21 protein-coding genes are annotated in these 26,011 nt (G+C 57.6%); 13 read left to right on the forward strand and 8 right to left on the reverse strand.

Annotated features, from left to right (window positions below; genetic code table 11):
- Positions 1 to 97: 97 nt before the first annotated feature.
- Complete coding sequence (locus ACN0SW_RS12515; RefSeq protein ID WP_417728263.1) at positions 98 to 1,456, forward strand: cytochrome P450; 1,359 nt, start codon at positions 98 to 100, stop codon at positions 1,454 to 1,456.
- A gap of 66 nt (positions 1,457 to 1,522) precedes the next feature.
- Here ACN0SW_RS12515 and ACN0SW_RS12520 read toward each other — a convergent pair whose 3' ends face one another.
- Both ACN0SW_RS12520 and ACN0SW_RS12525 read right to left on the reverse strand, forming a co-directional pair.
- Positions 1,523 to 2,650 (reverse strand): response regulator, encoded by a 1,128-nt coding sequence (locus ACN0SW_RS12520; protein WP_417728264.1) that lies wholly within the window; start codon positions 2,648 to 2,650, stop codon positions 1,523 to 1,525.
- Positions 2,651 to 2,919: 269 nt separating this feature from the next.
- Complete coding sequence (locus tag ACN0SW_RS12525; RefSeq protein WP_417728265.1) at positions 2,920 to 3,711, reverse strand: acyl-homoserine-lactone synthase; 792 nt, start codon at positions 3,709 to 3,711, stop codon at positions 2,920 to 2,922.
- 354 nt (positions 3,712 to 4,065) lie between these two features.
- Between ACN0SW_RS12525 and ACN0SW_RS12530 the strand changes: the two genes are divergently transcribed.
- Complete coding sequence (locus ACN0SW_RS12530; RefSeq protein ID WP_417728266.1) at positions 4,066 to 5,457, forward strand: sensor histidine kinase; 1,392 nt, start codon at positions 4,066 to 4,068, stop codon at positions 5,455 to 5,457.
- A gap of 173 nt (positions 5,458 to 5,630) precedes the next feature.
- A complete protein-coding gene (locus ACN0SW_RS12535; protein ID WP_417728267.1) occupies positions 5,631 to 6,719 on the forward strand; it encodes a response regulator in 1,089 nt (362 codons plus the stop codon).
- A gap of 140 nt (positions 6,720 to 6,859) precedes the next feature.
- Here the strand turns inward: ACN0SW_RS12535 and ACN0SW_RS12540 are convergent, their stop codons facing one another.
- Positions 6,860 to 7,825: a LysR family transcriptional regulator gene (locus tag ACN0SW_RS12540; RefSeq protein WP_417728268.1), complete on the reverse strand. Its 966-nt coding sequence runs from the start codon at positions 7,823 to 7,825 to the stop codon at positions 6,860 to 6,862.
- Between the two features lie 126 nt (positions 7,826 to 7,951).
- Between ACN0SW_RS12540 and ACN0SW_RS12545 the strand changes: the two genes are divergently transcribed.
- From ACN0SW_RS12545 to ACN0SW_RS12555, 3 genes are all read left to right on the forward strand, one after another.
- A complete protein-coding gene (locus ACN0SW_RS12545) occupies positions 7,952 to 8,962 on the forward strand; it encodes a TAXI family TRAP transporter solute-binding subunit (RefSeq protein ID WP_417728269.1) in 1,011 nt (336 codons plus the stop codon).
- Between the two features lie 85 nt (positions 8,963 to 9,047).
- A complete protein-coding gene (locus tag ACN0SW_RS12550) occupies positions 9,048 to 11,273 on the forward strand; it encodes a TRAP transporter permease (RefSeq protein ID WP_417728270.1) in 2,226 nt (741 codons plus the stop codon).
- Positions 11,274 to 11,276: 3 nt separating this feature from the next.
- Entirely contained in the window at positions 11,277 to 12,515 is a 1,239-nt protein-coding gene (locus ACN0SW_RS12555) for an NAD(P)/FAD-dependent oxidoreductase (RefSeq protein ID WP_417728271.1), read from the forward strand.
- Between the two features lie 130 nt (positions 12,516 to 12,645).
- Here ACN0SW_RS12555 and ACN0SW_RS12560 read toward each other — a convergent pair whose 3' ends face one another.
- A complete protein-coding gene (locus ACN0SW_RS12560; RefSeq protein WP_417728272.1) occupies positions 12,646 to 13,770 on the reverse strand; it encodes a zinc-dependent alcohol dehydrogenase family protein in 1,125 nt (374 codons plus the stop codon).
- Positions 13,771 to 14,350: 580 nt separating this feature from the next.
- Between ACN0SW_RS12560 and ACN0SW_RS12565 the strand changes: the two genes are divergently transcribed.
- The 7 genes from ACN0SW_RS12565 to ACN0SW_RS12595 all read left to right on the forward strand — a co-directional run bounded on the left by ACN0SW_RS12565 (position 14,351) and on the right by ACN0SW_RS12595 (position 21,344).
- Entirely contained in the window at positions 14,351 to 15,652 is a 1,302-nt protein-coding gene (locus tag ACN0SW_RS12565) for an ABC transporter substrate-binding protein (protein ID WP_417728273.1), read from the forward strand.
- A 74-nt stretch (positions 15,653 to 15,726) separates the two neighbouring features.
- Positions 15,727 to 16,632, forward strand: a complete 906-nt coding sequence (locus tag ACN0SW_RS12570; RefSeq protein WP_417728274.1) for a branched-chain amino acid ABC transporter permease — start codon at positions 15,727 to 15,729, stop codon at positions 16,630 to 16,632.
- Between the two features lie 59 nt (positions 16,633 to 16,691).
- Positions 16,692 to 17,663, forward strand: coding sequence for a branched-chain amino acid ABC transporter permease (locus ACN0SW_RS12575; RefSeq protein WP_417728275.1), 972 nt, complete (start codon positions 16,692 to 16,694; stop codon positions 17,661 to 17,663).
- On the forward strand, positions 17,660 to 18,409 hold the full coding sequence (locus ACN0SW_RS12580) for an ABC transporter ATP-binding protein (protein ID WP_417728276.1): 750 nt from the start codon (positions 17,660 to 17,662) through the stop codon (positions 18,407 to 18,409). The genes ACN0SW_RS12575 and ACN0SW_RS12580 overlap by 4 nt, the downstream gene beginning before the upstream one ends.
- Positions 18,409 to 19,089 (forward strand): ABC transporter ATP-binding protein, encoded by a 681-nt coding sequence (locus ACN0SW_RS12585; RefSeq protein ID WP_417728277.1) that lies wholly within the window; start codon positions 18,409 to 18,411, stop codon positions 19,087 to 19,089. The genes ACN0SW_RS12580 and ACN0SW_RS12585 overlap by 1 nt, the downstream gene beginning before the upstream one ends.
- Positions 19,086 to 20,552, forward strand: a complete 1,467-nt coding sequence (locus ACN0SW_RS12590; protein WP_417728278.1) for an aldehyde dehydrogenase family protein — start codon at positions 19,086 to 19,088, stop codon at positions 20,550 to 20,552. Before ACN0SW_RS12585 ends, ACN0SW_RS12590 begins: the two co-directional genes overlap by 4 nt.
- A gap of 42 nt (positions 20,553 to 20,594) precedes the next feature.
- Positions 20,595 to 21,344, forward strand: a complete 750-nt coding sequence (locus tag ACN0SW_RS12595) for an SDR family oxidoreductase (protein WP_417728279.1) — start codon at positions 20,595 to 20,597, stop codon at positions 21,342 to 21,344.
- A 44-nt stretch (positions 21,345 to 21,388) separates the two neighbouring features.
- On the opposite strand, the gene ACN0SW_RS12600 is transcribed toward ACN0SW_RS12595, so the two are convergent.
- The 4 genes from ACN0SW_RS12600 to ACN0SW_RS12615 form a co-directional block, all read right to left on the reverse strand.
- Positions 21,389 to 22,894, reverse strand: coding sequence for a fumarate hydratase (locus ACN0SW_RS12600; RefSeq protein WP_417728280.1), 1,506 nt, complete (start codon positions 22,892 to 22,894; stop codon positions 21,389 to 21,391).
- Positions 22,891 to 23,700, reverse strand: coding sequence for an HpcH/HpaI aldolase/citrate lyase family protein (locus ACN0SW_RS12605; protein WP_417728281.1), 810 nt, complete (start codon positions 23,698 to 23,700; stop codon positions 22,891 to 22,893). The genes ACN0SW_RS12600 and ACN0SW_RS12605 overlap by 4 nt, the downstream gene beginning before the upstream one ends.
- Positions 23,701 to 23,736: 36 nt before the next feature.
- Positions 23,737 to 24,189, reverse strand: coding sequence for an acyl-CoA thioesterase (locus ACN0SW_RS12610; RefSeq protein ID WP_417728282.1), 453 nt, complete (start codon positions 24,187 to 24,189; stop codon positions 23,737 to 23,739).
- Positions 24,190 to 24,346: 157 nt separating this feature from the next.
- On the reverse strand, positions 24,347 to 26,008 hold the full coding sequence (locus ACN0SW_RS12615; protein WP_417728283.1) for an acyl-CoA synthetase: 1,662 nt from the start codon (positions 26,006 to 26,008) through the stop codon (positions 24,347 to 24,349).
- Positions 26,009 to 26,011: the final 3 nt, after the last annotated feature.

Here is a 26,011-nt window from a genome sequence, read left to right on the forward strand (position 1 = left end):
GCCAGTATCCTTTTGGCAAGAAGTGTCATATTCATAGCAAGGAGACGCATTCCAAAACAAATCGAGCGGTGCGAAATCGAAAATGGGTCCAGACGGAATGAATTGCGTTAGCAATCTGCACGATCAGAATGATCGCGTAGAACCAATTGCAGGTAAGCTGGCGGAAAAGCCTGTTGGCTTGCTCGACTTCGCTCGTCTTGCAGGGCGAAACATGCTGGAGGTCATACCAATAGAAACAACCCAGCAGCTCTATCTCAGGGGTCCTCTAAACATTCACTACATCTGTGACCCCGAGATTATAACGGAGCTATTGGTCGGCAAGGGACGTGAATTTCCAAAGGCAAAGTTTACGAAAGACATCATCGGCTCTGCCGTAGGCAATGGACTCATTTTGGCCGAAGGCCAGAAATGGAAGGCGCAACGCCGCCGTTACTCTCCACTTTTTGCTGCACGCAACCTTCCGATGTTATCCCAGTATTTTGCTGAAACGGGCATTGAGGTCGCTGAATCTCTGGCTGAGGGCAACGGACTCGTCGATGCCGCTCAGATGGCCCCGGCGGCAACGCTTACGAACATTTCCCGCGTGATGTTCTCTGGCAACCAAGAGGTCAGCGCGGCCCAGATCCGTGCAGGACTTAGGAAATACTTCGAATATATCTCTGAAATATCCCTCTTCGATGTCATGGGCTTGCCATCCTGGCTTCCCCGAAGAAAATGGTTCAAAAGCAACAAGCCGGTCACAAGCATGCGGTATTTGGCAAGGCATGTCATCGAAGAGCGACGTAGCCAGAACAGGCCAGAACCCCTTGATTTTCTTGATCTGATGATTGCCGCAGTCGAGGAAGACTTTGAAGACATGGAAACGACAGTGGACAATCTGCTGACGTTTGTCGTGGCGGGTCATGAAACCTCTGCCAATGCATTGGCGTGGGGGGTGTACCTGCTGGCGCTCACTCCAGACATCCAGACCGAAATCAGACAGGAAATCAAATCCATCTCGCCCCAAGGCCCTGTCTCCTTCGAAGACATCCAGCAAATGCGCCTCTTGCGTGCCCACATCCGTGAGACGCTGCGCCTTTATCCCTCGGCAGCTTTCTTCGCCCGAGATGCCGGTGCTGAGTTGACGGTCAAGGGCATCCGGTTCGAGAAAGGCGATGCTCTCTTCTTTCCGGTCTATTCTGTGCATCGAAACGAATGCCTTTGGGACGCGCCCAATGCATATAAACCTGAGAGGTTTCTGGACACTAAGATTCCAAAAGGTCAGTTTATTCCCTTTGGCGACGGGCCAAGGGTGTGCATTGGTGCGCAATATGCGGAAACTGAATTAATGGTTTTGATGGCGTCAATCGTGCGCGACATAGAGTTTTCACTCACATCAACGCCCATTCCCCGTCCGGTACTGACATTCACGATGCGCCCCGAGGGGCCAATTATGCTCAACGCCCAAGCGATATAAACTTATCGGGACTGAACGCCATGATGTGATTGCCGTCCGAGTATTTGGACCCCAATCAGAAAAAATCTATTTGAGGTTCAGATAGTTGTTTTCGCCATACAGTTCCAAGAGCACCCGCTCGTAAACTCTGCGGCGCTTTTTCTCACCATTCTCAGGATCGGCACTGGCGATGCCTCTGATCGGTTTGACGTCGCCTTGGCGAAGCAGCGTCTCTCGATGCTTTGCGTTGCCGATCGCGCGGTTTAGTGTTGATATGGCTCCCGAGAGCGACAGCGAACGCATCGAAATTGGCTCACCAAAAACAATGTTCACCCACGAATCCGCATTATTTTTCTTAGCAAGCATTGTTTGGATGGCTCCATTAAGGTTCTCCTCAGACGGGAAAGCACGCAATGTCTCGGTATCATGGAGGATCACCAAGAATACGCCGCTGCCCCTGTAGGAAAACATGCAGTCGAGAGAAGATGTTAAAGACTTCAGACACAACGCGGTTTCGGTGACGATTTCTCGAAAATAGTCGCAACCGGTTGCGTCAAATAATGTGCGCGCATCCTGTAGCACTATCGCCAAGGCCCGTGATTGGAAGATTTTGCGCCGTGAAAGTTGTTCAACGTAGTTGTTGAACTGCGAGAACCCCAAATGCCGGTCCCCGCCTTCTATCACCAGAGGGTTGTCAAAATTGAAGTGAGAAACCTTCTTCAATTCTTCCTCAAGAAGCGTGACTTGTCGCTGGCTTGCATCGGACTTCTTTTTTTCGATCAACAACCGCCGGGCGGCATTCATCCGCCCGCGCAGGTCGATGAGATCGAAAGGTTTCGTGATGTAATCGGTTGCGCCTGCAACGAAGGCATCGTCGATATAGCTCCGATCGCTCATCGCTGTGAGCATGATGACTGGCGTATCCGCATAATCCCGGAGTTTGCGAATTTTCCGCAACAGAACGATGCCATCGGTTTCCGGCATCTGGATATCCAGCAAAAGACAGTCAAAAGGGACTTCAGATGCTTCAATCTGATCCAGGGCCTGTTTTGATGAAACCGCTGTCGACACCGTATAATTGTCGATCGCTGCAAGCGCCGTTTGCAGGAGCTGCACGATACCTTGATCGTCATCGACGACAAGAACTCGCATCGGCGGTACGTCACGCGCCCGCTGACTCAGCCTTCGCTGAAATGAGTTGGGGTCATCTTTCATGGCTGCTTTCGACATTGTGAGTATAGAGAGCGGTGCAGGAAAGATGCTTAATGAGTTTGTGGATTCTAAGGCGAAACGTGGGTCAGATTCGGCTGCGGCTGACGTGTTTCTGACACAATTTTATGTTTCGCGGTCAACGGGGAAACGAAGGCTTGAACGCGCCGGGATTGGATCGATTTTCACAACAATCGCAATAAGGGGGTACCGTTCCATACACCCGGAAATCCCGCCATTCATGACTTGAAATCGGACAGGCTATCCCCGCGATTCTAGGACCGGCTTCCGCTCAAGGACGATGTAACGGCCTTCTCTGACCGGTTCAAAGAGCCAACCTGAAACAATACCGATTGGCTACGGCTTCCATCAATGGTGAACGGTGCGCCGATTGGCGTGGCCGTAACGTTCAGCCGTCTTGCCCAACGGGCCCAAATTGCGGGCACGATCCCCAAGATGTATCTCGCGCCGTTTTCTTCCGCAATGCGGCTCATTTCTGTAAACAGCAAACTTTGGATCATCAAACGCCGCGCTCCGGGTATGCTGTCCTTGATAAAAAAACGAGACGCCTCCCATGCCTGGCTTTCGACCGGAGGATGAATAAAGAGTACATCGGTCGGGAAGTCGTCAAGAAGCCCGAGATGTGCGTCGCGAAGCATATAACTGTAGATGCCGCACGTCGCCGTTGTGGGTAAAAGCCGAACACCCCCAACAATTTCGCCAAATTCCACCAACACCACCCATTTACAGAATGGAGTATCGTATTGATCGAACTCCATCCCATCGGCCTCGCAAATGTGCCAATTGAGACGGTCTATGAAGACAGACTTTCTTGCTTTCAGATAATTCAAAAGAAGATCGCCGAACATATGCATGTTTTGAAAGGAAAGAGCAGCCGTTCGGATGTTGCCGATCGCATCGTTTCGTTGCTCAGGGATTTGCCTGCTTTGACGACTGTGGTGATATGCAATCGCGCCTTCAGGCGTCTCGCCAATAGGTTGAGGATCGCGCAGACGAAATGGCGACCTCTCCAGTGCCGCTCCAAAGTTTGTCCACGCATGTTTCATGATCTGCTCTCTTTTTTACCACATATATGCCGTTCTTTTATTTTTGCTGTCCATAGGCTTATCCCTGCGGATCGGAAAATAGGTCCGAATTGGGCGCTAAAGTCACACAACTTTTGGGGTTACTCATGTTGATGCATACGCTCATAGGGAGGTTTGCGTCAACAAGGCGGGGTTGGGTAAGAATCGCATGCATCAACCTCAACATGAAAAACACCCGGGTGATGTCTTGGGCCGCTCATGGTCTGATTAAATCCAGAAAATTTAGTCATGCCAAAATTTGAACTGATTTTGGGCGAAATCTTTGCACGAGTATGTGAGATTAATTAGCAACTAATAATTGTAGGCTTTGTAAATATGAAACTTTTAAACATTCCCCAATTCGAAAGCGAAACCGAAGACCACGGCGAGCACTTGCTCCAGAGCCTTAAAGATTACACTGCAATGGCGATTGCCTTGCTCTGGCAAAGACAAGCAATTTTCCTGTCAGCGACCATATTGACCGCCTTCTATTTCGAGCCGCTCAATGCAGCTGTCTTCTATGTCGTCATCCTGTTCTGCGAATTTCAGGACTATCTGCTTGCAAAACGGGTTGCGAACCTTCGCCCCAATCAGACCAAAGCCATTTGGCTGACTCTAACCGGAATACTTGTCAACGCTGTCCTAAGCGCGAGCGCAATCTGTATATATGCGGTCTCGGTTGCGATCAGTCAGGACGCGGGGGGGCATTTCACGCCACTTTTCTTCCTGTTCGCCGCCGCGCTTTTCGCCGCCATGAACAATCACCAATTGGCTCCGGCCCTTGCGATCCGGCTCACACTCTATGGCATTTCCTTTGTGGTCATCACCCTGAGGGACGTCTGGGTCGAAAATCCGCCCATATCGTCAGAGCTGTGGCTTCATTTCTTCACTGTGATTTTCGTTATGTATTTTCTCACCGATTGCTCTGTGGTCTTTCTCAAATTGTATCGCAAAAATAATGCCACGATGGAGACCCTCCGAAAAGAGCACGCGCGGACCAAAGCAGCCTATCTCGCAAAATCGCAGTTTGTCGCAACGGTTAGCCACGAACTGCGTACACCGCTGACGTCGATCAAGCTGGCGCTCGATCTTCTAAATGCAGGTTGTCTGGGACCAGTTCCCGAGAAAATGAAAAGCGTGCTCGAAACTGCCGGACGCAATGGCGAACGGTTATCAAAGCTGATTGACGATCTACTTGATCTGCAAAAGATCGAGGCAGGTGAGATGACGTACCGCATGGAAACTCTGGAGTTACAGTCGTTCCTGAGCGACGCCATAGATGCCAATCAACATTTTGCCGAAGGTCAACAAGTAACGTTGATCCCGGAATATCACGATAAACCTCAGACCTTTGTTGAAGCCGACGAAATGCGTCTGATGCAAGTTATGTCCAACATGATCTCGAATGCGGTGAAATTCTCTCACAAAGGCGGGGATGTTCTCGTTGGCTATCAGCACAATAACGGCACAACGACAATTTACGTCAAAGACAATGGAATCGGAATTCCTGAGGGCGCCTACGAAAAGGTATTTGGAAAGTTCAGCCAACTCGATTCATCTGACCGACGCCAGATTGGGGGCACGGGCCTTGGCATGAGTATTTCAAAAGAGATAGTCGAACATTTCAACGGCACAATCGACTACACCAGCGAATTGGGCCAGGGCACAACCTTCTTTGTTGAACTCCCCACGATGGCACACTCGAAAAGTCAGCCCGAGGCCGCGTGAGGGTATGTCGTTTGGAAACTCATCAGAATGACGTCCTGTCCCGACTTTGAACACTATTTTATAGAAAGCGCTCCAAAGGTTTCAAAATTTCACCTCATTTCCGATTTAGCGTTTAACGGACCAATGGCACCTGCGCGCGACGAAAACGCTCCATTAAAAAGGGCATCTAGAGCATGAAAATTCTTGCAATCGACGATAATGAAAGCATTCTTTCTCTTCTAGAGCATGCACTTGCTGCCTCAGATGCCCATGACGTGACACTCGCTTATTCTGCGCGGGAAGCGTTGGAAGCAATAGACCGCGCGAATGTTGCCTTCGATTGCCTCCTGATCGACATACAGATGCCCGATGTGGACGGCATTGATCTGACAAAGCTAATTCGTAAAACACCGGGTTACCAACACCAGCCTATACTGATGCTGACGGCCATGCACGAAAAGGCATATCTGGACAAGGCATTCAAGGCCGGAGCCACGGACTATGTGAGCAAACCATTCGACTTCAAAGATCTCCAATCCAGAATTTTTGACGCCCAGAGCCTCACATCGCAAAGAAGCGCGAGATTGGCTGGCCGTATTAGCATGGAACAGACTATAAAATGGTCCCGGGGTATCGCCAAAGATGAAGGATCCAATCCGGTCATAGATTACGCGGATGCCGATGGCTTTATTGAGTATGGCGAATTTGACAATTACGTGCTCGAACTGGCGCGTGGTCGTGGTCGCAAAGCGACCTTGATTGCTTTGAAAGTAGCCGACCCGACATTGAAGCACCCGGAACTCTCCTTGGCCGAGTTTTCTGCCATGCTGCGCGATGTCGCCACATGCATGAGGGCATGTTGCCCCGATCTTGTGAGCGCCATGTCCTATCGTGGCAACGGGACGTTGGTTTGTGTGATGGAAAAGCAAATGAACCTGCGACCGGAAATGATTGAGACCGAAATCAACGGTCGTTTCCTGGCGGTGTCCAGCACGGCCCGGACCTCCGATGTAAAAGTATTCCTAGGAGAGCCGGTTCCGCTACGAGCTAAAACAGACACTGGCGTTCTGGATATCCTGTGGTCAGCGATTGACAGCGTTGAACAAAGGTTCGTGGCCAAAAAAGAAACCGCCGGCATGGCAAAGCGGCTTTTAAAGCGCACCCTGCTTTCTGAAGAACAGCACCGTATTGAACGCAAAGCTTACAAGTTGGTCATGCGGGACATGCTTTCGGAAATGAATGACGGTCCTTGGAGCAAAAAGCTGTGCAACAGACTGGAGTGAGGTGATCCGGCTAATCCTGACGACGTGTCAGGGCGTTACGACCAGTAATTTCAGGATGCGCAAGGAAGCAAGTTGCGCAGTCTGTCGAAAAGGTTCAGAGCCACCGTAACGCCCGCAACTCGGTATCGTGTCTTTTCACCCTAGGCCGCGTCTTCATCTAGGCTTTGATGTGTCAGAGGATCAGAGTCCAGGTCGTGCATGAGGCGCAGAACCTCGGCTTTCCAACCGTCTTTCACCCGCCGGGCGAGTTGCGACATCGGACGTAGTCTTGGGGTAAAGATCGCGCAATCATAACGCAGGTCCTCGACCAATGGTCGAAACACCAAGGCCTTTCCATTCAGTCGCGATTGCTGCTCACTGGCGACAGACATCGGATCCACGATGGCACAGCATTGTTTTTGGGCGACGAACTGTAAAAGGGGGATGAAAAACTGGCTTTCGATGATTTGATTATAGTGCGCATTCCGTGCCTGAAACGCCATGTGAATACGCTTCTGAAGCCGATGCGCGCTGTGTAGGCCACCCATCGGCTGATTATGTAAATCTTCCCAAGATATAGCGGATTTTCGCGCCAGCCGATGGCCCGTCGGCAGGGCGCAAAAACAGCGAGAGGAAAATGTCTCGGCCGTCAGAAGATCCTTGCGCTTCTCAAGCTGGATATCCAGATCGGCAAAGCCGAAATCAATGCTCTGGGTTGCCACCAGTTCTAGGATCTGCTGCGAGCTTCGCATCGACAATGTCAGCTTGATATCCCTGAAATCACCTAAAACCTGACTGATGTAGCGGGGGAAAAGATAGCTGGACGGCCCCGGCATGGCGGCAACTTTCAAACTACCGCTGGTGGCATCGCCCAGACTTTTCATGGTTCGAGACACGGCAGAAAGACGATCAAGCACTTCATTCGCTTCGGCCAGCAGGTAATGCGCCTCGGGCATGGGGATCAGGCGGCGCCCCTCTCGCTCAAACAAGGTGATGCCAAGCGAGGCCTCAAGCTCCTTCAGCGACAGGCTGATCGCAGGTTGGGTGCGCCCCAAGCGTCTTGCCGCCTGCGAGACGGACCCGGTGGCCATAACTTCACGAAAGACAGAGAGCTGCTGGAGTTTCATATATAAGTTTCTCTTTGATTTTTAGAGTTATAACAAATTTGTATTTATGAAAGCTACCTCTAAGCTCTCCGACACGACATCCAAAAGCATCGCAAAGGCGAAGCCTATAACTATGGGGAGTTTAGAATGACATTGATGAAGAAAATGGCTGTGGCGGCTTTGGCAACGGCCTTGATGACGGGCACGGCAATGGCTCAGAACCCGACCTTTTTCCGCATCGGGACCGGGGGTGCGGGTGGCACTTACTTCCCGATTGGCGGCACGATTGCGAACGGTATCTCGTCCCCTCCCGGAGCGCGGCCCTGCGACGAAGGCGGGCAATGCGGCGTCCCCGGATTGATTGCGATTGCGCAATCCACCACCGCCTCGGTGTTTAACAACGCCGCCGTGCAGAATGGCGAGTTGGAGGCCGGCCTCGCCGCCGCTGACGTAACGCGCGAAATGTATCTCGGCATTGGCACCTTTGAGGGCAAGAAGCATGAGAAACTGCGACTTGTGGCAAACCTGTTCCCCGAAGACCTGCATCTGGTAATGCCGAAAGACGCCACACTGAACGGGTTGGGCGATTTGGCGGGCAAGCGGGTTGGTATCGCACAGGCCGGGTCCGGCACGCAGGTTGCTGTGCTCAAGATGCTGGAGCAATGGGGCGTGACTCGCGACAACATGGAAGAGGCCGAGCTTAACAATTCCCAATCCGCCGAGCGTTTGGCGGACGGGCAGTTGGATGCCTTCTTCTACGCTGCAGGCTGGCCCGTTGCCGCAATGGTGCAGCTTGCCTCGACCAAGGGCATGACGCTCTATTCCTTCAGCGATCAAGATATGAAGACGATCAACGAAGCGGTTCCTGCCTACATCCCGTCCAAGATTCCCGGCGGCGTGTATGAGGGCATTGATAATGACACCATGACGCCCGCTGTTTCGGCCTTTCTGGTTGTATCGTCTGACCTGTCAGACGATCTGGTTTACGGGATCACCAAGGCGCTGTGGAATAGTAACACCCGAAAATTGCTCGATAATGGCCATGCCAAGGGCAAGCTGATTACCCAAGAGACGGCGCTGAATGGGGTGGATAGCCTTGGGGTGCCCCTGCATCCCGGAGCAGAGCGGTTCTATCGCGAAGCCGGGATGTTGAAATAAGCACCCCGCCATTCGGGCGAATGACCCAAGCGATGCCCGGCACCGGGCATCGCCTCCTTTTTCTTATGACTGATAAGGCAGGCCCGTGACTCAAAGCAGCGATCACCTTACCGCCGAAGACATAGCCAAGCTCACACCGGAACAACTGGCCGAGATTGAACGCAAATATGACGAAGGCGTTGCCACGCGGTCGGTTGGGCCTGGCGTGGGCATGGTGTTACGGGCGGTCGCCCTGATCTTTGCGCTCTATCATTTTGTGACGGCGGGCTTTGGCCTTCCGGCTGATCATTGGCATATGGGCTGGCATCTTTCGGGGTTGTTCATTCTGACCTATGCGCTTTTCCCGGTTTTCAAGACTGACAGCGGGTTTGCGATGAAGGTCAGTCGGCTTCGGTTGGGCAATATCCCCCTTTATGATCTGGTGTTCATGGCGCTGGGCGTGGCGTCGTCTTTGTATGTGGGCCTTGCATGGCGGGGCATTCCCGCGCTGGGGATTGAGGAACAGACCTTTCGGATGGGTAATCCCAACGGCTATGACGTATTCTTTGGCGTGGCGATTATACTGCTGGTTTTGGATATCGCGCGGCGCACGCTCGGTTGGGTTTTGCCGCTGATCATCTGCGTATTCATTTCCTACGCGTTGTTCGGGCCGCAGTTTCCCGGTCTGTTGCAGCATCCGGGCGTGAATTTCAAAACTTTCGTATCGTCAATGTATTTCCCACAAGAGGGCATCTTCGGCGTTACCCTTTGGGTGGTTTCGACCATTGTATTCCACTTCGTTTTGTTTGGCGTCATCGCGCAGCGCACGGGTCTGGGGCAATTGTTCATCGACAATGCAACCATTCTTGCCGGACAGTATGTTGGCGGCCCTGCCAAGGTGTCTGTCGTGTCCTCGGCGTTTTTTGGCACGATTTCGGGATCTTCCGTCGCCAACACCGTTTCAACCGGATCACTGACGATCCCCAATATGAAACGGCTGGGCTACCCCGGCCATTTCGCGGGCGGAGTAGAAGCTGCCGCGTCGGCGGGGGGGCAGATTACGCCGCCGATCATGGGGGCCGCAGCCTTTATCATGGCAGAGTTTCTGCAACTGCCCTACACCACAATCGTTATTGCCGCGATTGTCCCCGCAACGCTGCACTACATTGGTGTGTTTGCCGTGGTGCATCTGATGGCCCTGAAACTTGGCCTCAAGGGCATGGCCAAGGAAAGTCTGCCAAAATTCGCCGCCGTCTGGCGGGAAGGCTGGGCGAATATCATTCCCCTGATCGGCCTTCTGGTGGTGCTTTTCTCTGGCTACACGCCTTATATGTCGGCATTCTGTGGCATCTCACTGGCTGTGATCGCGGGCATGGCACGGCTGCGCACCCCCTCCAGTTTGGTCTATCCGGCGGCCTTTATTGCTTTTGTTCTGTGGAAGTGGACGGGCGGCGGCTTTGACGCTCCGATGGCCTTGATCTTGGTTGTCGGGGCCATGGTCGCCACCTTGAATCCACAAGAGCGGATTCGCGTGCCTCAAATGGCCGAAGCATTGGAAACGGGCGTGAAATATGCGCTGGCCGTTGGGGCCGCCTCGGCTGCCGTAGGCATTGTCGTGGGTGTGATTAACACCACCGGCATTGGATTTCGGATGGGCTACATGGTGACACAGGGCGCGGGTTCCATGGCAATGAGCCTGAATGAGATGGTTACCTTTGGCGGATGGGAGATGATCTCAACCCCCGATCTGCAACTTTTCCTGTCGCTGGTGTTCATTGCGATTTCTTGCATCTTGATGGGCGCAGGCGTTCCGACCACGGCACTCTACATCATGCTTGCCTCGGTTGCGCAGCCCGCATTGGCACAGCTTGGCGTGCCCCCGATCGCCAGCCATATGTTCGTGCTCTATTACGGCGTGGTGTCGGAAATCACGCCGCCCGTTTGCACCTCGGCCTATGCGGCGGCGGCCATTGCCAATTCCAACCCGTTCCGAACCGGGGTTTCGGCCTTTACGCTGGGCTTGGGCAAGGTGGTTGCGCCAATGGCCTTTGTCTATGCGCCCGTGCTGCTGATCGTGTCCTCCACCGGCTTTGACTTATGGGAGTTCACCTATACCGCCACCAGTTGCGTTTTGGGGGTTCTGGCGCTCTCTACCTCGGTCGTTGGATATTGGAAGGCCCCGATGGGGGCGTTTATGCGCGTTTTGATGGCGGTATCGGGGATTGTGTTTATCGCGCCCTCGCTTCAGGCCGATTTGATGGCCGCCCTGATCGCCGCTCCCGCCATCTTGAGCCAGCTTTTCGCGCGGCGTTCCCCATCTACGGCGGCCTGACTGATGAAGAACCAAGTGACCATCATTGGTGCCGGCATCGTCGGGATTTGCACCGCGATTTCCTTGCAGGAGCGGGGATTTGATGTGCGCCTGATTGACCGGGGCGATCCGGGGCAAGAGACGTCATTCGGCAATGCGGGCGTGATCTCGCCTTGGTCGATCATTCCGCAGGCCATGCCGGGGATCTGGAAAACTTTGCCCGGTTTGTTGATGGATCGTGACAGCCCGTTGTCGGTACGCACCCGGTTTTGGCCCCGCATGATCCCTTGGGGGCTGCGGTTTTTGCGGTACGCAACAGAGGCAAAAGCGCGCGCCACGTCAGACAGTATGGAGTATCTATGCGGGCCATCGGTCAATCTGTATCGCCGCTTACTTGCCGGGACGGGGCACGAGGGGCTGCTGACCGAAAGCTACTATGTCCACGCCTTTCGCAAGGTGGACAAAGCCAGCTTGCAAAGCCTTGATTACCGTATTCGGGCGGAAAAGGGCGGAGATCTGGCGCTGATTGGTCCAGAGGAATTGCAGGCGCTGGAACCGGGGCTTTCGCCCGATTTCAAGGCAGCAGTGGTAATCAAAGGTCAGGCGCGTGCCCGCGCCCCCGGCGAGTTAGGCCGGGTTCTGGCAGCAAAGGCCCGCGGCCTTGGTGTCGATGTGGTGAGGGCCGAGGTGACCGGCCTGTCGCGCCAAGACGGCATTTGGACGATTGCGGCCAAAGGCCAAAGCTTTCGCGCGCCGCGCGTTGTGCTGGCTGCAGGGGTTTGGTCGGCTGATTTGCTGCGGCCTTTGGGGATCAACCTGCCCCTTGTGGCCGAACGCGGGTATCACGTTGAGTTTGCGGACCCCGGCGTAACTTTGAAAAATTCGGTTATGGATGTGGATGGCAAAGCCGTGGCCAGTTCGATGCTTGGTGGCGTGCGTCTGGCCGGAACGGCAGAGTTCGCGGCGATTGACGCCCCTCCTGATCCGAGAAAACAGGCCCTGCTGACGCGCCAAGCCAAGGCAATGCTGCCCGATCTGAGCACAGCGCAAGTGTCGTTCTGGATGGGGCGCAGACCGTCCTTTCCCGACAGCCTGCCAGCCCTCGGTGCATTGGACGGGCAAGAGGGGCTTTTTGCGGCCTTCGGCCACAGCCATTACGGTCTGATGATGGCCCCTAAAACCGGCGAGGTTCTGGCCGATATCCTGTCGGGTCGCACCGCAAATGCCGATCTGACCCCTCTCAACGCCAACCGCTTTCGCTAGACCGGTTGGTTCACGCAAGGTGTGGCCGTGCGGGGCCGCACCCCGCGCAATCCACCAGAGGATCGCGCCGGGCTCAGCACATGCAGACATCCGCCATGACAGGGCAATTATGTGTTGCGCCTTGTGCGCGTCAATCGAACTCGATCACCTGACGGATGGCTGTGCCATTGTCCAACTGATCCATCGCAAGATTGATCTGATCAAGCCGCAGACGGTGGGTCAGCATCTTTTCCACCGGCAGTTTGCCCTGCTGATGCAGCGAGAACATGCGCGGCAGGTCGCGTTGCGGCACGCAAGAGCCGATGTAGCTGCCCTTGAGGCTGCGTTCCTCAGCCACCAGTTTGAGAGCGTTCAGCGGCATGCGCGCATCAGGGTGCGGCAGACCCGCAGTTACGGTCATGCCGCCCCGGCAGGTGCAGTCATAGGCGGTTTCCAACGCCCGGACAGAGCCCGCCAACTCGATCGCATAATCGACCCCGCCGCCGGTGATATCGCGCACGGCCTGCACGGTATGCTCGTCTGATGTCACGGCATGGGTGGCCCCCATGCTCAGCGCGGCATCCAGCTTGGATTGAAACGGATCAATCACCACAACCTGCGCCGCCCCGGCCGCCAGCGCGCCCAACACCGCCGACAGACCAACACCGCCCAATCCCAGCACGGCGACCTTGCTGCCCGGCATCACCTGCGCGGTGTTGAACACGGCACCCGCACCAGTGAGCATGGCACAGGAAAAGAGCGCCGAGATATGGGTGGGAATATCTGCCTCGACCTTGACCAAGGATCGGCGGGCCATCACCGCATGGGTGGCAAAAGCAGACACTCCGACATGGTGATGGACCGGCTTGCCATCCATCGACAGGCGGCGGTGGCCGGTCATCAACTCACCGACCCCGTGATGCTTGGCCGCGCGGGTGCACAGCGCCGGGCGCCCTTCAGAGCAGGGCAGACAGGTGCCGCAACCGGGGGCAAAGATGCAGACAACATGATCACCGGGTGCCAGATCATCGACCCCCGCGCCAACCTCCTCGACGATGCCTGAGGCCTCGTGGCCCAGAACCATCGGCACTGGCCGTGGGCGGGTGCCATTTATCACCGAGAGGTCGGAATGACAGACGCCAGCGGCAGCAATGCGGATCAGGACCTCGTCACGACCGGGGGCTTCAAGATCGACGTCGCGGACGGTCAGCGCCTTGTTGGCTTCGAAATCGCTCTTGATATTATCGCGCTCAAGCACGGCGGCCTGTATTTTCATGGTCGTTCCTCCCCTAAGTCCCACGTGTTCGCAAATGCTGCACCGCAGCCAAGAGCTGGCGCAGCACACCGTCGCAGGGCACCGCAGCCACTCTATCGGCGTCATAAGGTGCTGTCGTCCTGATTTGTGCCGTAATAGTAAGAACCTATGGCCGGAATAGCGTCAAGGTATTGGCACAGGCTTTGGCTCTTGGTCTACCATCCCGCTCAGGCTTGATGGGAGGGGCCTCCGGATGCTGCGCCACTTAACGACATCCTTTGTCATCAAGGGCGGCGGCCGCCTGATGCGGGACGTTGGTGCCACGGACCAAGGTCTTGCCATTCTGCCGTGCACCCTGCCGGTGACCACGCTGCATCCTGATCAAAACGGCAAAAGCGCTCTGGCTGAGCACCGCTTGGCCTGTAACGACGATCTGTCTACGGGCTGGTCCGGCTGCAACGCGCAGGTCCTTGGGGGAGGCCATTCAAGAGGTGCGAAAACCGGAATGTGCCGGAACAGACCCCTGTCGCGGGCATCCTGAGATTATCATTAACCCAATCGCAATCTGCTGATTGGCCATACTAAAAAGGGAGAAATGCAAATGAAAAATCTATTCGTGACACGTGTTGCCGCCGCCATGGTGGCCGCGGCGCTGCCTCTGGCAGCCGGCGCTGCAGACAAGCCGGACAGCCTCAAGATCGGGATGACGGCCTTTCTGACCGGCCCCGCTTCGGTGTTTGGTGTGCCCGCCCGCAACGCGGCTGAAATCCTTATCGACAACATCAATGCCGCTGGCGGCATCAACGGTGTGCCCGTCGACATCTCGTTCATCGACGAGGGCGCCGGGGCCGAGGCGCTGACCTCGGAATATCGCCGCATGGTGGAATCGGGTGGCGCAGAGGTGATGTTGGCCTCGATTTCGTCGGGCAATTGCCAGACGCTTGCGCCGCTGGCCGAAGATCTGCAGGTGCCCAACCTGATGTGGGATTGCGGCACGCAGCGCATCTTTGAAGAGAACAATTATAAATACGTCTTCCGCACTCAGGCCAACGCGACGCCGGAAATGCTGGCGACGGTGCTCTACCTGCTCAAGACCAAGCCCGATTTCAAGACCATCGCCGTGGTCAATCAGGACTATGCCTGGGGCCGCGACAGCTGGGATATTTTCAGCACCGCGCTCAAGGCGATGAAACCCGATGTCGAGGTTGTGGCCGAGTTCTTCCCCAAATTCGGCTCGCCCGACTTTTCCACCGAAATCTCGCGGCTTCAGGCTATGCGGCCCGACGTTATCCTGTCGACCTCTTGGGGCGGCGATCTGGATACGTTCGTACAGCAGGCGTCACAGCGCGGGCTGATGAACACCTCGACCTTTGTCCTGCCGCTGGCGGAATCGTCGCTGGAGCGGCTGGGATCGGCGCTGCCGGACGGGCATATCATCGGTGCGCGCGGGGATCACTATTTCCTCCATCCCGAGCGTCGCAACGATGAAGACTTCAAGGCCTTCATGACGCAATACGAGGAAAAAACCGGCGACGTGTCCGTCTATCCCGTGTTCCACGCCAGTCAGGCCATCGCCGCGCTCAAGGCGGCCTATGAAAAGGCCATCGCCGACAACAGCGTCGATTGGCCGAGCGAGGATCAGTTGCTCGCGGCGCTTGAAGGTCTGACCTTTCAGGGGCTGGGACGTCCCGTTACCCTGCGCGAGGACCATCAGGGTGTCGAAGATCAGTTGATGGGAACCAGCGTACAAACTGGCGAGTATCCCTTTGCCACGATGCAGAACATCATGATCTTTGACGGCAACGAGTTGACGACCCCGGTCGGTCAGAACTCGATTGAATGGGTCGGCAAACTTGATGCGAGCTTTGCGGATAGCGTCACGGTCGATACGTTCGAGAACTGAACCACGCTTGTAAACTTGGCGGAGAGGGCAATAAATTGCCCTCTCCATGTTCTTGAAATGCCCGGGATCAGCACATGAATTTCGCGATTTTCCTTCTCGCCCTGTTCGACGGTGTGGCTTATGCCGCGCTTGTCTTCATTGTGGCGCTCGGTCTCACTCTGATCTTTGGCGTCATGCGTATCCTCAACGTCGCACATGGCTCGCTCTATGCGATTGGCGCCTATGCAACGGTCTCGTTGGTGGGATATTTTCTGGCCCTCGGCTTTGCTCCGGCCTTTGCCTTTCCGCTTATGATCGTATCGGCGATTCTTGTGGGGGTCGTGATCGGCGCGCCGCTGGAATATTTCCTGCTGCGCCGTATCTATGACAAATCCGAAGTGCTCCAACTGCTCGTGACCTTTGCGGTGTTCATGATCCTTGAGGATGTGCAGCGTCTGGTCTGGGGCACGCAACCCTATTTCAATTCCTCCGCCTTGCAGGTGCTGGGCAATGTCAGCGTGTTCGGCGTGACCTATACCGCCTATCAGTTGATCCTGCTGCCAGTGATCGCGGTGGTGCTGTTGCTGGGCATGCGGTTCTTTTTGCGTCACACGATTATAGGCAAGCTGATCACCGCCACCACAGAGGATCGCGAGGCGGCGCAATCTATCGGCATTGATGCCGACCGGGTGTTTCTCTTTACCTTCGTCATCGGCGCTGTTCTGGCCGGGCTGGGCGGCGCGCTGGCCTCTCCGACCACGTCCATCCTGCCCGGCATGGGGGCGGATATGATCGTGCTGTCCTTTGCAGTGGTGGCCACTGCAGGGCTGGGACAGATCGAGGGCGCGGCGCTCACGGCGTTGATGATCGGTCTGGGGCGGTCCTTTGCCGTCTATCTCTATCCTGAAATCTCGGTACTTGTGCCCTATCTCATCATGGTTCTGGTGCTGCTGGTGCGTCCCGAAGGGCTGTTTGGCAGTCCCGCCGCGCGCAAGATCTGAGGCCGGACATGTCCACCCAAACACAGTCAAGCAAGCCGTCAAATAAGGTGAATGCCCGCATGACATCCCCTCTTTCATGGCTCTGGATCGTTGGATTGGCAGCGATGATCGCCGTGCCCTTCCTAGCGCCCTCAACGCAGCTTCTGGTCAATTTCGCCATGGCAAAGGGATTGGCCGTTCTGGGCGTGACCGTCCTCTTGCGGGCCGGGCAGGTGTCCTTTGGCCACGCGCTCTACTTCGGGATTGCGGCCTATGCCGGGGCGTTCCTGATGACGTCGATGCCTGCAACCGATTTCTTTGTCATTCTGATTGTCGGGGTGCTGGGGGCCATTGTAGCGGGGCTCTTTGTCGGGCTCTTCGTGGTGCGTTATCGCGGCATCTTCTTTGGCATGCTCAATCTGGCGTTCTCGATGATTTTCTGGTCCATTCTCGAGAAATTCTATCACCTGACTGGCGGGGCGGATGGCCTGCGCTTCACCCGCCCGACGGTATTGGGGCACGTCCTCGATCATGCCCAGTTCAACATGGTGCTCTATTACTCGGTGCTGGTGCTTGTGGTGGCGCTAGGCTGGTTCACGCAGCGCTGGTTTGCCTCGCCAGTGGGGCAGCTCTTTCAGACCATCAAGACCAATGAAACACGGCTTGAGTATCTCGGCATTTCGCCCAAGCGTGCGCTCCTGTCCGGCTACCTCTTGTCGGCGGCGCTCTGCGGGGTTGGCGGGGTGATGATGGGCATGGCCCAAGGGGTCGTGACACCTGAATATGTCTGGTGGGTGCGCTCGGCGGAAATGGTGTTCATCGCCGTGTTGGGCGGGGCCGGATCGGTGCAGGGGGCCTTCCTTGGCGCACTGATCTACGAGGCGGTGCGGACCTATGCCTCGGTCTATGCCGGTGACATCTGGCAAATGATCCTCGGGGGCTTTTTGCTTATCATCATCCTCTTTGCCCCCGGCGGTCTGATTGGCATCCTCGAGTCCGCCTTCAAGCGCGACACGGATCGGACTTCCGCCAAGAAAGGAGACCGCAAATGACCGAGGTTCTTCTGGAAACCCGCAACCTGACGATCAAATTCGGCGGGATCACGGCGGCGGATAATGTTTCTTTGACGATCAGTGCCGGTAAAAATCTGGCGATCATCGGGCCGAACGGCGCGGGCAAGACGACGTTTCTCAACATCTGCACCGGCTGGCTCAAGCCCAGCAACGGGCAGGTGCTCTTTGAGGGGCGGGACATCACGCCGCTGCCCCCGCGCAAGATCGTGGATCGCGGTGTCGCGCGCGCCTTTCAGATCCCTCAACTCTTCACCGAGCACACGGCGCTGGAAAACCTGCTGATTGCCGTTTCGGCGCGGCAGAAGCGGCGAAATCCGCTGGTCGATATGCATGCCATCCCGGAACGCACCGAAATGCTGCATCTGCTCGATATGGTGGGCTGCGCCGATGTGGCCGATGTTCTGGTCGTCGAACTGCCCGAGGGGCAGCGCAAACTGATCGACATCGCCGTGGCACTGGCGCTCAAACCGCGCCTGCTCTTGATGGACGAACCCACCTCTGGCGTGGCTTCATCGGAAAAACACGCGATCATGGAAATCCTGATCGGTGCGTTGAAAGAGGCCAAGGTCACCTCAGTCTTTGTCGAACATGACATGGGCATCGTCGAGAAATACGCCGATGAGGTGGCGGTCTGGAACAGCGGTAATGTGCAGTTGCGCGGCACGCCTGCGGAAATTCTGGAACATCCCGACGTGATCCGGGACGTGATCGGGGAGGTGGTCTGATGCTGGAACTGCGCAATGTAAATGCCTCGATCGGGATCATTCCGATCCTGCGCGATCTGACCTTCCGGATTGGTGCCGCTGAAACCGTGGCCTTGATCGGGCGCAATGGCGCAGGCAAGACGACGCTCTTGCGCACCATCATGGGGTTCACCACCGCCAGTGGCGAAATCCTGTTTGAAGGCAAGCCCATCACCGGCATGCACCCGCCCAAGCGCCCCGGTCTCGGAATTGGCTATGCGCCCGAGGATCGGCGGCTCTTTTCGGCCTTTACCATTGAGGAAAACATCCTCTTGCCCGCGCAGGCGGCGCGACTGGACAAGGCCGAGACCAAGCGCCGTCTGGACCGCGCCTATACCGTCCTGCCCGAGTTGAGCGCCCTTGCCAACCGCCCCGGTGGCACCGTCTCTGGCGGGCAGGGCAAGATGGTGGCGCTCGCGCGCGCCCTGATGCTGGGCACCAAGCTCATTATGCTCGACGAGCCGTTTCAGGGGCTCGCCCCGGCTTTGGCGTTGCGCTATGCCGAAGCCCTGCGAACCTTGCGTGATACGGATCGTTCAATCACGCTGATCATTACCGAATCCAATCCCTCATTGCTGCGCGGCTTTGCGGATCGTACCCTCGTCATCGAGCGGGGCGAAGTCGCTGAGGGCTCTCTCGAACCGGAAGGAACCAAGGCATGAAAGACACTGACACCAACGCAAAGCTGGTTATCCCCAAGCCGTTGAACCTGATTGGCAACGATTGGGTTCCGGCACTCTCCGGCAAGGTGATGGAGGTTCTCTCACCGATTGACGGGTTGCCCTTTGCGCAAATCGCTGACAGCGATGCCGCAGATATCGACGCCGCTGTCGCGGCGGCGCGCGCGGCCTTTGACGGCGGCGAGTGGTCCAAACTGACCGCCGCAGAGCGTGGCCGCCTGATGATCCGCCTGTCAGAGCGCATCCAGGAGAATGTCGAGCCGCTGGCGCAGCTAGAGCGGCGCGACAACGGCAAGCCGATCGCACAGGCCCGCGCCGACATGAAGGTCACAGCACGCTATTTCGAATTCTACGGCGGTGCAGCGGACAAGGTGCACGGCGAGATCGTGCCCTTTCTCAACGGCTATAATGTCGAGGTGCACCGCGAACCGCATGGCGTGACCGGCCATATCATCCCGTGGAACTATCCGGCGCAAATGTTTGGCCGCTCGGTCGCCCCGGCGCTGGCCATGGGCAATGCCACGGTCCTGAAACCCGCCGAAGACGCTTGCCTCACCGCGCTTCGCATTGCGGAACTGGCGCTTGACGTGGGCTTTCCTCCCGGTGCCATCAATATCGTGACCGGACGCGGTGCGGTGGCGGGTCAGGCACTGGCCGATCACAAGGGGATCGACTTTATCTCCTTCACCGGCTCCCCCGAGGTGGGCGTGATCATCCAGACGGCTGCGGCCCGCAATTTCATCGGCTGCACGCTCGAACTCGGTGGCAAGTCACCGCAGATCGTCTTTGACGACGCCGATCTCGACGCCGCGATGCCGTTTCTGGTCAATGCCGTGATTCAGAATGGTGGCCAGACCTGTTCGGCGGGCACCCGCGTTCTGCTGCAACGCGGCATCTATGACCGGGCCGTTGCCGAATTGACCGCGCGCTTCAGCGCCGTGGCGGCTTCGGATTCGGGCGAGGATGCGGTGCTTGGGCCGCTGATCTCCGCCCGCCAGAAAAAGCGGGTCGAGACCTATATCGCTGAGGCGGACGCGCCGCTTATGGCGCGCGGCAGCATCCGCATGGATGCGCCGGAGGGCGGTTATTATGTGGCCCCCGCCGTGTTTGGTCCCTGCGATCCCAAGGCGCGGATTGCGCAAGAAGAGGTGTTTGGCCCGGTGCTCTGCATCATCCCGTTCGAGGACGAGGCCGAAGCGATCTCGATTGCGAACAACACCGAATACGGCCTTGTCGCCTCGGTCTGGACCCGCGATGGCGGACGCCAGCAACGGGTCGCCAAGGCGATGCGCTGCGGTCAGGTGTTCATCAACGGTTACGGCGCGGGCGGTGGGGTCGAATTGCCCTTTGGTGGCATCCGCAAGTCGGGCCATGGCCGCGAAAAGGGCTTTGCCGCCCTGCTCGAGTTTTCGCATATCAAGACGATCATCAACAATCACGGCTGACCCGTGCCGCGCATAGCGTAACGAGACCTGAAGGAACGAGACATGAGACTACAAGGAAAACGGACACTTGTGACCGGGGCTGCCTCCGGCTTTGGCAAGGGCATCGCCGAGACCTATATCCGCGAGGGCGCCAAGGTTGCCGTGGTCGATATGAACGAGGCCGGCGCGCGCGCCGTGGCCAAGGAACTGGGCGAGAATGCCATTGCCGTGACCTGCGATGTATCCAAGGGCGATCAGGTTCAGGCAGCGGTTGACGCGACCGTCGCGGCCTTTGGCGGCCTCGACATCGTGGTCAATAATGCCGGTTGGACCAACCCCAACAGCCCGCTGATGGAAACGGATGAAGCGACCTTTCGCAAGATCTATGACATCAACGTCCTGTCGATCTTTCACATGACCAAAACCTGCGTGCCGCTGTGGCGGACCTCCGGGGGCGGGGTGATGATCAACATCGGTTCGACCGCAGGCATCCGTCCGCGTCCCGGGCTGACATGGTATAACTCGTCCAAGGGTGCCGTGAACCTGATGACGCGCTCGTTGGCCGTGGAACTGGCCTCCGACAACATCCGCGTCTGCTGTATTGCCCCGGTGATGGGTGCGACGGGCCTGCTGGAGCAGTTCATGGGCATGCCCGACACGCCCGAAAACCGCGCACGGTTCATTTCCACCATCCCGATGGGCCGCCTGTCAGAGGCGCGCGACATCGCCAACGCAGCCCTCTACCTCGCGTCGGACGAGGCCGATTTCATCACCGGCGTCGTGCTTGAGGTTGACGGCGGGCGCACGATCTAAAGTGTTTGACGACAGATGGGGGGGCCGGACAATCCGGCCCTCTTTCATTTGACGAGTTGCGGCACCCGCGCCCATTGCTTTGGTCCGCTGCTGTGGATCGACGCCCCCTTGGTGTCGACCGCCACCGTCACGGGCATGTCCTTGACCTCGATCTCGTAAATCGCCTCCATTCCAAGATCCTGATAGGCGACGGGCCGGGCACGCTTGATCGCCTTTGAGACCAGATAGGCTGCCCCCCCCACCGCAATCAGATAGACCGCGCCATGCTGGCGGATGGCGTCGATCGCCGCAGGCCCGCGCTCGGCCTTGCCGATCATCACCTTGAGACCCGAGGCCTCCAGCAGCGGGCCTGTGAACTTGTCCATGCGGGTGGATGTTGTCGGGCCTGCCGGGCCGATCACCTCATCGCCCACGGCATCGACCGGGCCGACATAATAGATCGCGCGCCCCTTCAGATCGACAGGCAGCGGCTTGCCCTGATCCAGTTCCTCCAGCATGCGGCGATGGGCAGCATCGCGCCCGGTATAAAGACGGCCAGACAAAAGCAGCGTATCGCCGGGACTGAGCGAGGCCAGAACACCATCGTCCAGAGCATCAAGATCAATCCGGCGTCCTGTGACGCCTCCCCCTTCCAGATCCGGCCAGAGCGACAGGTCAGGTGGGGTAAACTCCGCCGCGCCGCTGCCATCCAGCGTGAAATGCACATGACGGGTCGCGGCGCAATTGGGGATCAACGCCACCGGCAAGGACGCGGCATGGGTTGGAAAGCTGCGCAGCTTGACATCCAGCACCGTGATCAGACCGCCCAGCCCCTGCGCCCCAATGCCAAGTGCGTTGATCCGCTCATATAGTTCCAGCCGCAGCGCCTCTTCGGCGTTTTGCGCGCCGCGCGCCTGCAACTCGGTCATGTCGATGGGATCGTTCAGCGCTTGCTTGGCCATCGCCATTGCCTTGTCGACGCTGCCGCCCACGCCCAGCCCGATCAGCCCCGGAGGGCACCATCCCGCCCCCAGCTTGGCCACCGTGTCCACCACCCAATCCGCCACCGAATCCGATGGGTTGAGTACGGTGAATTTCGTCTTGTTCTCAGACCCGCCGCCCTTGGCCGAGACCGTGACAGACACTTTGTCACCGGCCACCAATTCAGTCTGGATCATCGCCGGGGTATTGTCGCGCGTGTTGCGCCGTGCGCCCAGAGGGTCTGCGACAATCGAGGCGCGCAACGGATTGGCGGCAAAGGCATAGGCGCGCCGCGTCGCCTCATCAATCATGTCCTGCGGTGCGCGGTGCCAGTCGATTGGCGCCTCAACGCCCACTTCGAGCATGACATTGACGCTGCCAGTGTCCTGACAGAGCGGCCGCTTGTCAAAGGCCGACATACGCGAATTGACCAGAATTTGCCGGATTGCATTGCGCGCGGATTGGCTCTGTTCCGCCTCATAGGCGCGGGCCATGGCCGCGATGAAGTCCGGTGTGTGGTAGTATGAGATATATTGCAACGCGTCCGCGACACTGTCGATCAGATCTGCCTCAGTGATTTTACCGCTCATGCCGCACCTCCCGCGCGCGCTAGAATCTGTTGCGCACGTTTGACCACGGGCGCGTCGATCATCTGGCCATCCAGTTTGATGGCCGCTCCGGTTTCAGAGGACGCGGCCACAACACGTCGCGCCCAGTTCAATTCAGTCTCAGTCGGGGCAAACCCGCGCCGCGCCGGGTCGATCTGCGCGGGGTGAATGATCAGCTTGCCGCCAAAACCCATCTCAACACTATGCTGGCAATCGCTCAGGATCGCGGCCTCGTCATTGATACCTTGGGTAACGCCGTCCCAGGGGGCGGGGCGATGGGCCAGACGCGACGCCAGCACAAGCTCGGCACGGGCCTGCAACAGCGCCTCGCGGGTATGCGCCATCCCCAGATCAGCGGCATAGTCAATCGAGCCAAAGGCGAGCCGGACACAGGCGCGCGCCACACTCTCGGCGCGGCGCAGCCCAAGCGCGGTCTCGATCAGGCCAATCACCGGCAGGCCTGTTTGCGCGGCGAGGGCGGCGCAGGTCTCGGCATCCTCGGCCTTGGGCAGGATCAGGCCATCTATCGGCAACCCGCCAAGAGCCGCCACATCCTCGGCGTAAAACGCGCTGTCGGCGGCATTGAGGCGCACCAGCACCGGCACCGCGCCGGGTTGCCGCGCGGGCAGATCACGCAGCGCAGCACGGGCGATTGCCTTGTCCTCTTCGGCGACGGCATCCTCCAAATCGAGCAGGATCGCATCGGCACCGGCGGTCTGCGCCTTGGCAAATCGGTCCAGCCGCGTGGCGGGCAAAAACAGGGGTAGGGCAATCTGAGTGAGAGACATGTCTGGTCCTGAAGCAGTGAAAGAAATGGGAATGGCTCAGCCGTTGGCCTCTGGCATCACCAGCGGGGTGAGCAGGGCGCGCATGGCCTCGGGGATCACCACCGGGCGGCTGGTTTCGCGGTCAACATAGACATGCACGAACCGGCCCTGCGCCGCCGCAAGATCCGCGCCGGTCTGAAAAATCGCCAGTTCATAGGTGACGCTGCTATTGCCAAGCCGCGCCACCCGCAGCCCCACTTCGATCGCCTCGGGAAAGGCAATCGGGCTAAAGTAGTGGCATTCGCTATGGGCAACCAGACCGGTCACAGTGCTGCGCCGGATATCCAGAACACCGCCCCGGATCAGGTATTCATTCACGGCCGTATCAAAAAACGAATAATAGGCCACGTTATTGACATGCAGATAGGCGTCATTGTCCATCCAGCGGGTGCTGATCTGGCAAAAATGCGCAAAGGCGGCGCGGGGAAGCGGGATGGGGCGGTTGCTCATGCTCGTGTCCGATGTGAGATGGTCGCGCCACGCTTGCGCATGGGCTTGATCAACAAACCAGCATGGAACGCCCCCTCTGTCCAGTCGCGAACTGGCTTTCACAAGGATTTGGCCGAATTCTTGGCCCCATCCGATGCATGCACCGGATGGAACAGGATTATTTCACCAGCAGGTCCAGAGCAGGGCCCCGCGCCATCTCCCGTGCCTGCTCGCGCAGAACGAATTTCTGGATCTTACCGGTCGAGGTGCGCGGGATGGTCATGAAAACAAAGCGGCCCGGAACCTTGTAAGGCGCCAGATGCTCGCGACACCACGCCCTGAGCGTATCGGCATCGGCCTCTTGACCCTCTGCAAGCTCGACAAAGGCGCATGGCGTTTCGCCCCATTTGTCATGTGGCATGGCAACGACAGCGGTGACACCGACCGCGGGATGACGGTAGAGCGCTTCTTCGACCTCAATCGAGGAAATATTTTCCCCGCCCGAGATGATGACATCCTTGGACCGATCCTTGAGTTGGATATAGCCATCGGGATGCCGGACACCCAGATCACCCGAATGGAACCAGCCCCCGGCAAAGGCCTCTTGCGTGGACATGGGGTTGCGGAAATAGCCCTTCATCACGACATTGCCGCGAAACATGACTTCGCCCATGGTCTGACCGTCGCGCGGCACCGGGATCATGGTTTCGGGGTCCAGCACGTCCAGCCCTTCCAGCGCCAGATACCGCACACCCTGCCGCGCCTTGAGCGTGGCTTGCTGCACGGGCGGTAGCTCGGACCAATCCTGATGCCAGTCATTCACCACCGCCGGGCCATAGGTTTCGGTCAGCCCGTAAAGATGGGTCACGTCAAAGCCCGCGCTTTTCATATCCGCCAACAGCTTTTCAGGCGGTGGTGCGGCGGCGGTGAAAAACTGCACGTTGTGGGTCAACGCACGCTTGACCGTGTCAGGGGCCGAAATCATCAGCGACATGACGATCGGTGCACCGCACAGATGCGTCACCCGCTCTTGCGACAGCGCCTCCCAGATCGGCTCCGCCCGAACTTGGCGCAAACAGACATGGGTGCCGATGATCGCCGACATCGTCCAGGGAAAGCACCAGCCATTGCAGTGAAACATCGGCAGGGTCCACAAATAGACCGCATGCTTGCTCATCGAGGTGGTCAGCGCATTGCCCTGCGCCAAAAGATACGCGCCCCGGTGATGCGAGACCACGCCCTTGGGGTCGCCGGTGGTGCCAGAGGTGTAGTTGATCGAGATTGCGTCCCATTCATCCTCGGGCATGAGCCAATTGAATTGCGCATCTCCTCCCCCAAGGAAGGTCTCGAAATCATGCGCCTCAACGGGGACTTCGGGGCCGCTGAATTCCACATCGTCATATTGGATCAGCATCGGGTTCACCGAGGTGAGTGCCAGCGCTTCTTGCATCAACGGCATGAATTCACGGTCCACGATCACGATCCGCGAGCGGGCATGATCAAGCTGAAACGCGATAATGCTCGCGTCGAGGCGCGTATTGATCGAATGCAAGACCCCGCCGGACATCGGCACGCCGTAATGACATTCCAGCATCGCGGGCGTGTTCGCCAGCATCACCGACACCGTATCACCCCGGCCAATACCGACCTGCGCCAGCGCCGACGCCAATTGCCGAGAGCGTGCATAGAACTCCGCATAGTTGCGCCGCAATGCTCCATGCACGATGGCGGTATGACTTGGGAATACGCTGGCTGCACGCTCCAGGAATGTCAGCGGCGTCAGCGGTTGGTAATTCGCAGGGTTGCGATCAAGGCCGGTGTTATAGGGGTTCGTTTCCATGGG

This window comes from Roseovarius sp., from assembly GCF_048262375.1.
GTDB lineage: Bacteria > Pseudomonadota > Alphaproteobacteria > Rhodobacterales > Rhodobacteraceae > Roseovarius.

Coding starts and splice junctions, on each gene's coding strand:
- ACN0SW_RS12515 (WP_417728263.1), top strand. CDS start 98: ATGAATTGCGTTAGCAATCTGCACGATCAGAATGATCGCGTAGAACCA.
- ACN0SW_RS12520 (WP_417728264.1), bottom strand. CDS start 2,650: ATGAAAGATGACCCCAACTCATTTCAGCGAAGGCTGAGTCAGCGGGCG.
- ACN0SW_RS12525 (WP_417728265.1), bottom strand. CDS start 3,711: ATGAAACATGCGTGGACAAACTTTGGAGCGGCACTGGAGAGGTCGCCA.
- ACN0SW_RS12530 (WP_417728266.1), top strand. CDS start 4,066: ATGAAACTTTTAAACATTCCCCAATTCGAAAGCGAAACCGAAGACCAC.
- ACN0SW_RS12535 (WP_417728267.1), top strand. CDS start 5,631: ATGAAAATTCTTGCAATCGACGATAATGAAAGCATTCTTTCTCTTCTA.
- ACN0SW_RS12540 (WP_417728268.1), bottom strand. CDS start 7,825: ATGAAACTCCAGCAGCTCTCTGTCTTTCGTGAAGTTATGGCCACCGGG.
- ACN0SW_RS12545 (WP_417728269.1), top strand. CDS start 7,952: ATGACATTGATGAAGAAAATGGCTGTGGCGGCTTTGGCAACGGCCTTG.
- ACN0SW_RS12555 (WP_417728271.1), top strand. CDS start 11,277: ATGAAGAACCAAGTGACCATCATTGGTGCCGGCATCGTCGGGATTTGC.
- ACN0SW_RS12560 (WP_417728272.1), bottom strand. CDS start 13,770: ATGAAAATACAGGCCGCCGTGCTTGAGCGCGATAATATCAAGAGCGAT.
- ACN0SW_RS12565 (WP_417728273.1), top strand. CDS start 14,351: ATGAAAAATCTATTCGTGACACGTGTTGCCGCCGCCATGGTGGCCGCG.
- ACN0SW_RS12570 (WP_417728274.1), top strand. CDS start 15,727: ATGAATTTCGCGATTTTCCTTCTCGCCCTGTTCGACGGTGTGGCTTAT.
- ACN0SW_RS12575 (WP_417728275.1), top strand. CDS start 16,692: ATGACATCCCCTCTTTCATGGCTCTGGATCGTTGGATTGGCAGCGATG.
- ACN0SW_RS12580 (WP_417728276.1), top strand. CDS start 17,660: ATGACCGAGGTTCTTCTGGAAACCCGCAACCTGACGATCAAATTCGGC.
- ACN0SW_RS12585 (WP_417728277.1), top strand. CDS start 18,409: ATGCTGGAACTGCGCAATGTAAATGCCTCGATCGGGATCATTCCGATC.
- ACN0SW_RS12590 (WP_417728278.1), top strand. CDS start 19,086: ATGAAAGACACTGACACCAACGCAAAGCTGGTTATCCCCAAGCCGTTG.
- ACN0SW_RS12595 (WP_417728279.1), top strand. CDS start 20,595: ATGAGACTACAAGGAAAACGGACACTTGTGACCGGGGCTGCCTCCGGC.
- ACN0SW_RS12600 (WP_417728280.1), bottom strand. CDS start 22,894: ATGAGCGGTAAAATCACTGAGGCAGATCTGATCGACAGTGTCGCGGAC.
- ACN0SW_RS12605 (WP_417728281.1), bottom strand. CDS start 23,700: ATGTCTCTCACTCAGATTGCCCTACCCCTGTTTTTGCCCGCCACGCGG.
- ACN0SW_RS12610 (WP_417728282.1), bottom strand. CDS start 24,189: ATGAGCAACCGCCCCATCCCGCTTCCCCGCGCCGCCTTTGCGCATTTT.
- ACN0SW_RS12615 (WP_417728283.1), bottom strand. CDS start 26,008: ATGGAAACGAACCCCTATAACACCGGCCTTGATCGCAACCCTGCGAAT.